The 12,507-nt window shown below is 39.6% G+C and carries 13 protein-coding genes; 6 read left to right on the top strand and 7 right to left on the bottom strand.

Going from position 1 to position 12,507, the window contains the following annotated elements; translation table 11 throughout:
• Positions 1–399 precede the first annotated feature (399 nt).
• Complete coding sequence (locus MJX77_RS15150; RefSeq protein ID WP_252059541.1) at positions 400–696, top strand: hypothetical protein; 297 nt, start codon at positions 400–402, stop codon at positions 694–696.
• Positions 693–2,297 carry a PepSY-associated TM helix domain-containing protein gene (locus tag MJX77_RS15155; RefSeq protein ID WP_252059542.1) on the top strand — a complete coding sequence of 535 codons (1,605 nt, stop codon included), beginning with the start codon at positions 693–695 and terminating at the stop codon, positions 2,295–2,297. The genes MJX77_RS15150 and MJX77_RS15155 overlap by 4 nt, the downstream gene beginning before the upstream one ends.
• Positions 2,298–2,343: 46 nt before the next feature.
• Here MJX77_RS15155 and MJX77_RS15160 read toward each other — a convergent pair whose 3' ends face one another.
• From MJX77_RS15160 to MJX77_RS15175, 4 genes are all read right to left on the bottom strand, one after another.
• Positions 2,344–2,964: an ATP-binding cassette domain-containing protein gene (locus MJX77_RS15160; RefSeq protein WP_252059543.1), complete on the bottom strand. Its 621-nt coding sequence runs from the start codon at positions 2,962–2,964 to the stop codon at positions 2,344–2,346.
• A gap of 4 nt (positions 2,965–2,968) precedes the next feature.
• The gene (modB, locus tag MJX77_RS15165) at positions 2,969–3,661 is read right to left on the bottom strand and encodes a molybdate ABC transporter permease subunit (protein WP_252059544.1); all 693 of its coding nucleotides are present in this window, start codon (positions 3,659–3,661) and stop codon (positions 2,969–2,971) included.
• On the bottom strand, positions 3,658–4,443 hold the full coding sequence (gene modA, locus MJX77_RS15170; RefSeq protein WP_252059545.1) for a molybdate ABC transporter substrate-binding protein: 786 nt from the start codon (positions 4,441–4,443) through the stop codon (positions 3,658–3,660). The genes modB and modA overlap by 4 nt, the downstream gene beginning before the upstream one ends.
• A gap of 180 nt (positions 4,444–4,623) precedes the next feature.
• Positions 4,624–4,974, bottom strand: a complete 351-nt coding sequence (locus tag MJX77_RS15175; RefSeq protein WP_252059546.1) for a winged helix-turn-helix domain-containing protein — start codon at positions 4,972–4,974, stop codon at positions 4,624–4,626.
• Positions 4,975–5,193: 219 nt separating this feature from the next.
• On the opposite strand from MJX77_RS15175, the gene antA reads away from it, so the two are divergent.
• The 4 genes from antA (at position 5,194) to MJX77_RS15195 (ending at position 9,654) form a co-directional block, all read left to right on the top strand.
• Positions 5,194–6,609, top strand: a complete 1,416-nt coding sequence (antA, locus tag MJX77_RS15180; protein WP_252059547.1) for an anthranilate 1,2-dioxygenase large subunit — start codon at positions 5,194–5,196, stop codon at positions 6,607–6,609.
• Between the two features lie 2 nt (positions 6,610–6,611).
• Positions 6,612–7,103 carry an anthranilate 1,2-dioxygenase small subunit gene (gene antB, locus MJX77_RS15185; RefSeq protein ID WP_078220806.1) on the top strand — a complete coding sequence of 164 codons (492 nt, stop codon included), beginning with the start codon at positions 6,612–6,614 and terminating at the stop codon, positions 7,101–7,103.
• 5 nt (positions 7,104–7,108) lie between these two features.
• Complete coding sequence (antC, locus tag MJX77_RS15190) at positions 7,109–8,143, top strand: anthranilate 1,2-dioxygenase electron transfer component AntC (RefSeq protein WP_252059548.1); 1,035 nt, start codon at positions 7,109–7,111, stop codon at positions 8,141–8,143.
• A 452-nt stretch (positions 8,144–8,595) separates the two neighbouring features.
• Positions 8,596–9,654, top strand: coding sequence for an AraC family transcriptional regulator (locus tag MJX77_RS15195; protein WP_252059549.1), 1,059 nt, complete (start codon positions 8,596–8,598; stop codon positions 9,652–9,654).
• A gap of 56 nt (positions 9,655–9,710) precedes the next feature.
• Here the strand turns inward: MJX77_RS15195 and MJX77_RS15200 are convergent, their stop codons facing one another.
• Genes MJX77_RS15200 through MJX77_RS15210 form a run of 3 tightly spaced genes read right to left on the bottom strand, consistent with a single transcriptional unit; the run spans position 9,711 to position 12,505 of the window.
• Positions 9,711–10,658: a SphA family protein gene (locus tag MJX77_RS15200; RefSeq protein WP_252059550.1), complete on the bottom strand. Its 948-nt coding sequence runs from the start codon at positions 10,656–10,658 to the stop codon at positions 9,711–9,713.
• 52 nt (positions 10,659–10,710) lie between these two features.
• The gene (locus tag MJX77_RS15205; protein ID WP_252059551.1) at positions 10,711–11,241 is read right to left on the bottom strand and encodes a flavin reductase family protein; all 531 of its coding nucleotides are present in this window, start codon (positions 11,239–11,241) and stop codon (positions 10,711–10,713) included.
• A 25-nt stretch (positions 11,242–11,266) separates the two neighbouring features.
• Positions 11,267–12,505, bottom strand: a complete 1,239-nt coding sequence (locus tag MJX77_RS15210; RefSeq protein ID WP_252059552.1) for a styrene monooxygenase/indole monooxygenase family protein — start codon at positions 12,503–12,505, stop codon at positions 11,267–11,269.
• Between the last annotated feature and the right edge of the window lie 2 nt (positions 12,506–12,507).

A 12,507-nucleotide genomic window follows, 5' to 3' on the forward strand; every position in this document is an offset into this window, starting at 1 on the left:
AAATAAATATTTTTAATGAGTTACCTCCTATCTTAACTTACTCACCACAAACATATAAATAATTATATTTATCATTTGATAATAATTATTATTTACTTATACTGTTGGGTAAATTTTGACTTTAATTTACTTATAAACATCGATTATGAAACTTATAGGACTTTTTTTGACCCTGTTGGGAGCGGTCAGTATCTATTGTAGTCATAGCAACCAAAATCTGTTGTCTCAACATCTTCCTACTTTCTTTAAGTTTTTGGGTCTAGTGCTATTAGGCATTGGATTTATTGCGCTCTTTGCAAGCTTACCAAAAGTGGTTGCCGCTTTTTGTTGGTTCATGCTCATCATTTTTGCGTGGTCATTTCTTCCTTTTATGGCGCTTTTTAAACGGAAACTGGTTTCATGAAAGCTAAAATTCAGTCTCCGATCCAGCCAGACTGGTGGAGTAAAACTTTTGCTGGTGGAGTTTTAGGCTTAAGTCTTTCTATCGCGATTGGTAATTTGATTGTTTTATTAGGCCAACCTTATGTTGCCATGGATTTATTGGTGCAAGTGGGTATGTGGAGTGTTCCTTGGGTTTGGATGCCGATTATGTTTGGCAGTTATTTTTTTACGACTGGACGAAAAGCGCTTATCTATTTATTCATTGCTAATGCCCTAGCGTATAGCTGTATTTTTGTCTTACGGGGTTCAACATGAAAGTACGTTCAGACATCATGAAATTAGCAAAAAGCATGCATACTTGGGTGGGTGTATGTGCAGGAATTTTGCTTTTTATCTGTTTCTTTGCTGGTGGGCTCAGCATGTTTCAGCACCATATTAGTAAGTGGGCTACGCCAACACAGCAAGTTTTACCGAAAGTCTCACCCGATCAATATAATGAGCTTATTCAAAAAGTACAGACTGCCTATCCTGCTGCGCAAAAGAACTTCACACTCAATTTATCGTCCAATGAATTTCACTATGCACCCATTACTTGGAGTGAACATGAACGTGGAGATGGCTTTAATGCGGCTCAGTCTATGTGGATGGCAAGCTTAGATGATAAAGGTCAGTTAATTGTTGCCCAAGAAAACTTATCTAAAGCTGGCTGGCTAATCGAACAGTTACATGAAACAGCAGGCATACCAGGCATGGCCGGTCATCACGGATTAGGTCTCTATGTGATGGGCGTGGTTTCAATTTTATATTTTCTTGCCCTGCTTTCAGGAGTGATCATACTTTTACCAACCTTGGTAAAGGATTACTTTGTCATTCGGCCTGGTAAAAATAAAAAGCGCTTTTGGCTAGATGCGCATAACGTGATTGGAATTACGAGCTTACCTTTCCACATCATTATTAGTATTAGCGTTATTGTCTTTGCTTTTCATGACTTTTTTTATGATGCGATTGGACAACTTGCACTCAAAGGACAGCCTGTTTTTCAGCGTTCTCCCCCAGCCCTTATTCAGCCTAAACAAACACAGATTGATGTGCAGCAAATATTAGCTCAAGCTAAAAAAGTAGCTCCTGAATATTCAGTAGACTATATCCAGTTCAGTGGCCTAGACAAACCTGAAAAAGCCAATGCACGTATTGCTCTCTATAGCTCAGATCAGATGTTGCGCGGTGCAAATCATGACTTTATGCGTATGAATCCATATGCAGTTGAGCACTTTAATCATAAAGGCATTAACACACAGACTGATGCTGGGAATAAGTTAATCAACGCTATGTTTAGTCTACATTTTGGAAGTTTTGGTGGTACGGGTGTACGTTGGATTTATTTTGTATTAGGTGTCGGTGGTGCTTTCTTGTTTTATACAGGTAACATCCTTTGGGTTGAAACTCGTGCACGTAAGCAAAAGCGTGCTGAAGATCCTGTTCCTGTTCAACGTAAAGATGTAGTGTTCCTTGCGAACTTAACGATAGGTGCATGTTTAGGGTGTGTTTTAGCTGTTGTAGGTACAATGTTGGCCAGTCGTTGGCTTTTCGCTACACTCAATATTGAAAGCATGAATCACCTCTTTATGTATGGTTATTATGCGATTTTCCTACTGACTTTGATTTACACCTTTGTGGTTGGCTATGCAAAAGCTTTACCACAACTGCTGTTAACCTTGGTTTTGGTGTTATTTGCGATTCCGCTTACATCCCTTTTAGCCTACTTCATTCCTCAAATTGGCTTATGGGTACATGGCGGAGAAATCTTAGTAGTTGATTTCTTGGCTGTCATTTTTGCATTCGCTTTCTGGCGTTTTTATCAACAAGCCCAAGATCGCCGAAAATCTGCACCAACTGGCAGTTTATGGGCTAACTAACAACCATGAACTAACTAGACTGAAATAATGTGTGAAATATGAAAAATTATAAAATCCACATTGTTTCGGTCAGTTGTTTAATCTCTTGAATATCATGACTCACATAAATCATCGGAATTTTTATTTCCTCTTTTACCTTCTGAAAAAAAGGAATAATTTCAGCTTTATGATTCGCATCTAGTGCTGATAACGGCTCATCAAGCAATAACAGCTTAGGTGAATATAATAATGCTCGACCCAGTGCTACGCGCTGTTTTTCCCCTCCTGAGAGTTTGATGGGCATACGTTGTAATAAGTGCCCTAACTTTAATAACTCAATAATATAATCTGCTTCAAAGTGACGTTCTTGTTGGGACAGGTGCTTAAGACCAAATAATAAGTTTTGCTTTACCGTTTTATGCGGAAAAAGCTGAGCATCTTGAAAAACCAATCCAACATGTCGCTTTTGGGTACTTAAGTTAATGTTTTGATTTGAATCAAACCATGTTTGATCCTGTATTTTAATGAGCCCACTACGCGGTGTGTTCAGCCCTGCAATGGCATGTAAAATCGATGTTTTACCTGACCCAGAGGCACCAAATAATCCAATAACTGAAGCATCTGATTGGAAACTAGGTTCAATATGAAATTGACCCATGTGTAGCTGAAAACGGCAATCAATCAACATAACCTTACCGCCCTAAGCGCTTTTTTTGATAACGATGAAACCATTGTGCAAACCATAGCGCTAAAAAAGCCACGCTTAGCGATAAAACTATTAGCCGTTGAATAGCGGCCTCTGTATCGGGCTGTTGCATTAAGCTATACATGGCCAAAGGCAAAGTCCGTGTTTCATTTGAAATATTACCCACAAAGGTAATGGTCGCACCAAACTCACCTAAACTACGGCAAAAACATAAAATAGCACCAATTAAAATACCACTACTGGCAAGAGGCATCGTGACATGAAAAAAAGCCCCTAAAGATGAGGCACCTAATGTCTTTGCTGCCATTTCTAAACGTTGATCGACCAGTTCAATCGCTAGACGAATAGATTGAACCAATAGCGGAAAACCCATTACTGCTGATGCCAGAACGGCACCTTTCCAGTTAAATGCAAAATCAATTCCGAGTGGCGCCAAATATTGCCCAATAATGCCGCGGCTCCCAAAAACTTGTAAAAGCAAATAACCAGGAACCACTGGCGGAAGCACTAAAGGTAAAAACACCAATGTTTCAATGAGTGACTTACCCCAAAACTCTTTACGTGCCAAAAACCATCCCACACAAATTGCAGGAATAATGCTGACCACAAGACAACTTGCCGCTACCTTACAAGAAAGTTGTAGCACGCTGAGTTCTTCTGGGGTTAAAGAGAGCATCATGGTTTTGCTGGAGCCAATACGCTAAAGCCATATTTTTTAAAAACAGCTTTGGCTTGGTTGCTTTGTAAAAATTGATAGAACTTTGTTGAGTTTGGATTCTTTTTAACTATCCCTACAGGGTAAGTAATTGGCGAATGCGTATTTTCTGGAAATACACCAACTACTTTTACGTCTTTACTAATCGCTGCATCGGTTGCATAGACAATGCCAACCTGACATTCACCTCGCGCAACAAAGTTTAAGGCAGCTCGGACATCTTCTGTTTCAACTAACTTTGGCTCAATACGACTCCACCAACCTAGGTTAGTAAAAGCTTGTTTAGCATATTTGCCTACAGGCACACTTTTGGTATCCCCTGTACAAATCTTGCCTGTAAACACTTTATTTGGATCGATCGTTTTATCTAGTTTTATATTTAGTGACTGACCTTTAGGAGTAATTAGAACCAGATGGTTGCCTAATAAATTTATACGGTCATTTGCTGCAACTAATTTTTTATTTTGCAGATAATCCATCCACTGGGTATCAGCAGAGATAAATACATCGGCTGGCGCCCCAGCTTCAATTTGTTTGGCTAATGTCGATGAGCCTGCATATGAAGTTTTAACTTCTACTTTATTTTGTTTTTCATAAATTTTTTCTAAATCGTTAATTGCATTGGTTAAGCTCGCTGCTGCATAAACGGTAACCGATTCAGCCTTAGCGGGAACATTAAAGACCAATCCTATGCTGAGCACTGAACAGGCTAAAGCCAAATTTTTTATCTTCGTATCACTTACCATTATGTTTACCTTTTTGTCGTTTTTTGCAGCGATATATACCCAAGAATATAGCGATAACCATAGACGATGAAAAGTAGAAATTATTTATAAAGATGGATATTTTTTCTGAGCAACTGAAAACTATTGGTAGATAAAACTGATTCGCACTTAAATTCTTTGATTTATAAAATATTTCTCATCTTATTTCTTTAAATAGTTACTCATAATTTGATAATCATGTTCTAAAGCTTGTCTAGCATTAACTTCCATTTGGCGATAGTGATGCAAGACTTTCTGGCCCAAAGCTGTAATGGCTGCCCCACCACCATGTGCTCCGCCTGTTTGAGTTTCAACTAAAGCTGTTTCAAAGCACTGATTCATGGTGTCTACCAACTGCCACGCACGGCGGTAGCTCATATTCATAGATTTTGCGGCTTGTGAGATCGAACCAGTTTTCTCAATCGCTTCAAGTAAGTCTGCCTTACCCGGACCAAACGCAATGTTCTGCTCTAAAAGAATTCTAATCTGTAATTTTAAATTTTGTTCTTTCATAGGCTTAGTTCACAAAAGTTTATTTTATGCTCGTTAACATTATAGGGAAGTTTAACAAGCTAAGACATATACAAATTTAAATCTCGATTAGCTCTTAAAAAGAGTCTTATTAAAAAATCAAAACTGCACAAAGTGGATAAAGATCTGGAAAAAACGGATAGAGGCCAAAGCCTAATCGCGGTTCAATCAGTTAAAAGCTGAATGAATAGGATTGAGCAAATGACCTCATCTAATTTAAAACAATGGAATGATTTTGTAGATGGATGTATCGACTTCCGTCCTAACGATGGCGTGTTTCGTATTGCACGTAATATGTTTACTGAGCCTGAACTATTTGACTTGGAAATGGAACTCATTTTTGAAAAGGTTTGGATTTATGCATGTCACGAAAGTGAGATTCCAAACAATCATGATTTCCTAACAGTTCAAATTGGTCGCCAACCGATTATTGTGAGCCGTGATGGTAAAGGCGAATTACACGCGATGGTCAATGCTTGTGAGCACCGCGGCGCGACTATAACACGCGTTGCTAAAGGCAACCAGTCTACATTTACCTGTCCGTTCCACGCATGGTGTTATAAGTCAGATGGCCGCTTGGTGAAAGTCAAAGCGCCTGGTGAATATTGTGAAGATTTTGATAAATCAAGCCGAGGCTTAAAACAAGGCCGTATTGCCAGCTACCGTGGATTTGTATTTGTAAGCCTTGATACTCAAGCAACAGATTCTCTTGAAGACTTTTTGGGCGATGCCAAATTGTTCCTTGATTTAATGGTTAATCAGTCACCAACTGGTGAACTCGAAGTATTACAAGGCAAGTCATCTTATACCTTTGCAGGTAACTGGAAGCTACAAAATGAAAATGGCTTAGATGGTTACCATGTCAGTACCGTTCACTATAACTATGTCTCTACAGTCCAACACCGTCAGCAAGTCAATGCATCAAAAGGTGAAGAACTCGATACGCTTGACTACAGCAAGTTAGGTGCCGGTGACTCAGAAACTGACGATGGCTGGTTTAGTTTTAAAAATGGTCATAGTGTGTTGTTTAGTGACATGCCGAACCCAACTGTTCGTCCGGGCTACAGCACGGTTATGCCTTATTTAGTAGAAAAATACGGCGACAAATATGCTGAATGGGCAATGCATCGTTTAAGAAACTTGAACTTGTACCCTAGCCTATTTTTTATGGACCAAATTAGTTCTCAGCTTCGTATTGTTCGCCCTGTGGCATGGAATAAAACTGAAGTCATTAGTCAATGTATTGGTGTTAAAGGTGAATCTGCTGAAGCACGCCGTAACCGTATTCGCCAGTTCGAAGATTTCTTTAATGTATCAGGCCTTGGTACCCCAGACGATTTAGTTGAATTCCGTGAACAGCAAAAAGGTTTCCAAGCACGACTTGAACGTTGGAGCGATATTTCGCGCGGTTGTCAGTCTTGGGAATATGGTGCGACCAAAAATTCACAAGATTTAGGCATTCAACCCGTCATTACTGGTCGTGAGTTTACCCACGAGGGACTCTATGTAAACCAGCATGGGCATTGGCAACGTCTAATGCTCGATGGCTTAAACAAGAAAGCATTGAAAATGCAAGATATTACTTTTGAAAACAATGCTGTAATGGATGGGGTGTAACCATGTCACAAGAACTAAATTTTGCTGTATCTCAGTTTTTGTACAAAAAAGCAGAGCTTTGCGATGCTTATGACTGGGATGCCTATCTAGAGCTTTACGATGAAGATAGTGAATATCATATTCCACAGTGGATTGATGACCATAACTATGTTCAAGATCCAAATCAGGGCTTGTCTTATATCTATTATGCGGACCGTACAGGCCTTGAAGACCGTGTATTCCGTATTCGTACCGGAAAAGCAGCATCTGCAACTCCGTTACCACGTACTTTGCACAGCATAAACAACATTCGAGTTAAAACACTGGATGATGGCCTTATCGAAGCAAAAGTTGCATGGCAAACGCTTTATAACCGTCAAGGTTTAGAAGGCTGTTTTTACGGACACGCTACTTATCTTTTACGCCAAACAGCAGATGGTTTCCGCATTCGTCGTCAGCACAGCATTTTGCTTAATGACAAAATTGATTCCGTTTTAGACTTCTATCACGTTTAAGGGGAATGAAAATGGGACATTCAGTTGCACTTAACTTTGCCGATGGCAAAACCTTTTTCATTTCGGTAAATAACGACGAATTGTTGCTTGATGCAGCAGTTCGCCAAGGAATTAACCTACCGCTAGACTGTCGTGAAGGTGTTTGTGGTACCTGTCAGGGTCAGTGTGAAACTGGTATTTATGAACAAGAATATGTTGATGAAGATGCATTAAGTGAGCGTGATTTGGCTGAGCGTAAAATGTTAGCTTGCCAGACGCGTGTGAAATCCGATGCTGCTTTTTATTTCGATCATGATTCTGCTATCTGTAACGCTGGTGATACTTTAAAAATTGAAACCAAAGTGACCGCGGTTGAACTGGTTTCTGAAACGACAGCAATTTTGCATCTTGATGCGAGCAGTCATGCTGAACAGCTTCAGTTTTTACCGGGTCAATATGCTCGTTTGCAAATTCCAGATACTGAAGATTGGCGTTCTTATTCTTTTGCAAATAGACCAAATGCAACCAATCAATTGCAATTTCTCATTCGTCTCTTGCCAGACGGTGTGATGAGTAATTATTTGCGTGATCGTTGTCAGGTTGGACAAACCCTACTCATTGAAGCACCGCTTGGTAGTTTCTATTTACGTGAAGTACAGCGACCACTGGTTTTTGTAGCTGGTGGAACAGGATTATCAGCTTTCTTGGGAATGCTTGATAACTTGGTCGAGCAGCCTAACTCACCTGCTGTTCAGTTGTACTACGGCGTAAATAATGAAACCGATTTATGTGAACAACAGCGTTTACACGCCTATGCAGAACAGCTTCCAAACTTTAGTTATCACCCGATTGTGACTAAGGCAACCGAAGCTTGGCAAGGCAAAGCGGGCTATATTCATGAGCACTTAAATAAAGATCAACTGGCCGAGCAGGCTTTTGATATGTATTTATGTGGTCCACCGCCAATGATTGAAGCTGTTAAAAATTGGTTAGATGAGCAATCTTTGCAAAACTATCGTATTTACAGCGAGAAGTTTTTACAGAGCAATACCTCACGTTAAAAGTGTAAATAATTTAAAAACCACTAAAACCTGAAATGATTCAATATACTCTGCAAGGGGGTATATTGAATTTTTGCATAAAAATTAAAAGTTAATATATATCAATAATATAAAACAATAAATTCCGACAAAATAAAATTGACCAGTTCGCTCGGATTTGCTATAAATTTTGATAGATCTTAAGGAATAAGGTCATGATGAGATTAACTTATAGCACCTTTTATATCCCCCTATTCTATTTCTCAAATGTATTAAATTGATGGACAAAATCCGACGTAAAAATTTGAGAAAATCATATTAATTAGCGGTTAAATTGGTCTGTATTTTGCTTATATCTCATTGTAATTTGCGAGTAACTTAATTTTTTAAGTGCCGTATTTACTTGCTGTGCAGCGAAGTTTTAAAGCTTTTACAACACAAGTAAATACAGGAGTGAGCCAAAAGGGATAAATATGAACCAAGCCAACTCCCCAGAACTCAGTGGGCGTCATTTTCAAAATGAGTCTATCTTTACCAATCATAATCTGGTGTTTGATCACCACGATTTAAGTGAAACTTGCCGAAATGTAGGGCAGATTTTTAAACCGCATGATCTTAAAATCTCTCATCAAAAGCGAGATTTCAGTGCAACCATGCACCATGTTAAAACAGGTGCATTGTCTATTAGTCGCTTGGAATATGGTGCGGATGTCATTATTGAACCAGATCACCTTGATAACTTTTACTTAATTCAAATTCCAACTCAAGGCTACGCAGAAATTGAGTTTGGTTCGCAAAAGTTTATTTCTTATTCTCAAGTTGCTTCTCTTATTTCACCTCAGCAATCTTTACGTATGCGCTGGCACGCGAACTCACCACAGCTCATTTTAAAAGTTTCAAAGGATGATTTTACTTACCATTGCCGTCAACATATTGCTGATTCAGAAAATAACTTACTTGTTTTTGACCCAAAATTAGACTTTGCTACACAAAGTGGAGCCTACTTTTTACAGCTCGTTAGAACATTGATGGATGCTTTGGGCTGTGAGCAACACCCGCTTCATCATCCTTTAGCCTTTAAACAGTTTGAGTCAAATCTATTTAATGCACTCATTTATGGTCAACCCAATAATGCATTACATAAAATAGATCAGTTTAAAGAAAAAACAGTCTCTCCTTATTTTGTGAAGCGTACAGAAGCTTATATAAAAGAACATTTACATGAGCCGCTTAACGTCGAAATTCTGGCCGAGCATGCAGGCGTGAGCGTAAGAACCCTATTTACTGGTTTTAAAAACTATTTGGGGACAACCCCAATGTCTTATTTAAAAGAGTTACGTTTTGAACAGGCTCATTTAGAGCTGATGCATAATGAAAATCTATCGGTCACTGACGTTGCATTTAAATGGGGATTTAGCCATTTAGGCCGTTTTTCTCAAGAGTACAAACGCCGTTATGGTGAATTACCTTCTTCTACCCGCCGTTCTGGTCAAAGTGAAGGCTCAGGCTTAATTACTTCAATTTTTTCGTAAACTAAAAATAGATAAAGCCTTTTATATCAATAAATATAAAAGGCTTTTTTTATGGTTTAAAAATGATGAACATAACGAACTTGTAGTCGCGTACCTTCTGGTCGGTTTTCAGCATCTTGCTCAAAATATGCATTTGCAACCAAGTGATCATTTTTAGAAAAACTGTACATCGCACCCGGACCAATCGCCCAAACTTGTTCACGTCGACCTTTGACTTTTTCACCATCAACTTCTGTGTCCGTGACTTGTTTTAACCAATAGCCATTGAGCCCTAAACGGAACTGTTCAGTAATGGCATAGTCTGTTGCAAAGTTTGCATGAATCGCTTGACCAGCTTGCATGTCATTAGCTCCAGCAAAAGCATAGCTTGGGTCATTATTCTTAAAGTTATAGAGATAATGGATACGTGTAGATGCAGTCCATTTAGGATTAAACCAATACGTTGCAGCCCAATAAGGGTCAAATGAAACAGCGTTATTACTGGGGTTAATATCTTTTTGCCGATCGTATTCGCCAGTAGGTAAATTCACCTGAAACTCAAAACGATGTACAAACTTCGGCCCTTGCGCGCCCATGATTGGATCGAATTGAATAAAAGGTCCAATCATAATGTCCCCAAAGCCACTTTGGGCCTTAATGGCAGCATTATTCAAGCCATCATCCATGTCCATTTTGCTAACAAAAGGAATTAAAAAATTCATACCTAGCCTGGCTTTATCTTTTACTCGGATATTCGATAAATAACTAATCTGTTCAACCAGTACTTGATAATTTAAATCAGTTTTAGGTAAACCGAGTTTTTGTCCATTGGAATCGACCAGTTTATTGCTATCGTAATTTTGAAAGTAAGTTTGAGCATACCAGCCGGGCCCTGCGGGTAAACCTCCATCGAGAAAGCTGGTCATACCTAAGTTTACGGTCGGTAAATCGTAGGCATGAGAAACTAATGGCAAACCCAACAATGTCCCTGCTAAAAAGCCATGTTTAATTAAAGTGCTTTTCATCTTCTTATTTCCTATAAAAAATCACGACCGGATTGATCGTGATTGTTGTGAATTAATGTGCTAATTCTGGATGCTCAGCGGCAATCCGATACTTTCCTGCGTGGAATACCAATGGTTCACCTTGGCGTTGTTGGTATTGTTCAATTTGACCAATAAAAATCAGGTGATCTCCGCCCTCATACTGATTTACATTGCGGCAAACCAAGGTTGCGAGTGCATCGGATAAAATTGGAACGCCTGCATTGCATTGTTGATGGGCAATACCTGCAAATTTATCTTCGGCACCTCGAGCGAAATGTCCAGAAAGCTGATGATGCTCTTGTGCCAACATGTGAATGGCAAAATATTCAGCTTCAACAAAATCAGACAAACTTGGCGCTGTTTTTGAAAGACTCCACAAAATTAATGGTGGGTCTAAAGATAGTGAAGAAAATGAATTGGCTGTCATTCCTATTTTCCGACCATCTTTACCACGAGTTGTAATCACGGTAACGCCAGTTGCAAACTGTCCAAGCAAATTACGGATTTCTCTTGGGTTTTCTGCATTAATTGCTTGTAAAGATAAAGTTTCAATTGTGTCCATTTTCATATCTCCCTTTGACTATGACCTAGGCTACTTTTGCTGCAGTTTTTGAGGCCAAGAATGCTTGAGCCTGATCTGCATCAAACCACCAAGGGGCAAAAGAGCGCGGGTCATCGAAGTTATTGGCCATAATTGAAGCAATGCTCTGGTTTTGGCTTGCGGCGGCTAATAGTTCAACAACATGAGGCTGTGGTGGCACTAATAGGCTATTGGTCCAAGCCACGACTTTTTCTGCATAGGCCCAATAACGCTCAAAGGTTTGAACCATCCATTGTTCGCTAAAGTTTTGATTATCATTGGCTAAAATGGCATCGAAATAGATTTTGCTACATTTAGCAGCGTTGTTTGAGCCTTGACCAGTAATCGGGTCATTCACCACCAAGGCATCTGCCATGCCAAAAATTTGCTTGCCAGAGGGTAATGTCAAAATTGGTTTGCGTATTGTCGGTGGGAAACGTCCTGCCAAATATCCACCAGCATCGGTTAACTCAACATTTGTGCAACGCTCATATTCCCAAGGCACAAATTTCTTGAGTAAGTCCAAACTGCACTGCAAATGCTGTTCCGGTGTTTTGACATCTTGCCAACAGTCCATTGGCCCATTTGGAATTCCTTCAAACACCATGATGTCGCAAGGACCATTAACGGTAAGTGCTGGAAATGAAAAGTATTCTCCAACTTCAGGAATAATGTTAAAAGTCACACGTGAATAAGGTGAAATCGGTTTCATGTTTTTGACATAGGTCAATGCCAAAGCGCGCTGCGGTTTATCAAAAACACTACGTGCATTATCACGCTCAAACTGTTTAACGACTTCACCTTTACCAGCCGCGAGTAATACAAGCTCGTAGTCGTTTGCGAGTTGTTCTAACTCTTCAATACCCACATCTTGAATCACCAATTGACCGCCACGGCGTTCAAATTCTTCCATCCAATATGGCATTTTGACGCGTTGATCGACCGATTGAGCGTAGCGCTCAAGACGAGCACTCCATTCAAATGCTTTACCACCATTTTCAGGGTTAACTAAAGCCAGTCCGATACCTTCTACCGCTGGACATTGTTCTTCCCAAAAATTTAGTCCCAAGTCACGTTCAGTTTGTAAAGCGGTATGAAACATACACTGGCTTGACATGACTTTACCTTGACGGACTTCATCGGCAGTTCGGTTGGTGATCATTGTCACGTCATAGCCTGTATCTAATAAGCCTAAACCAAGCTGTAAACCAGACTGTCCTGCTCCAACAATTGCAATACGGCGCATAA

The organism is Acinetobacter sp. AHP123 (assembly GCF_023757925.1).
Taxonomy (GTDB): Bacteria; Pseudomonadota; Gammaproteobacteria; order Pseudomonadales; family Moraxellaceae; genus Acinetobacter; species Acinetobacter oleivorans.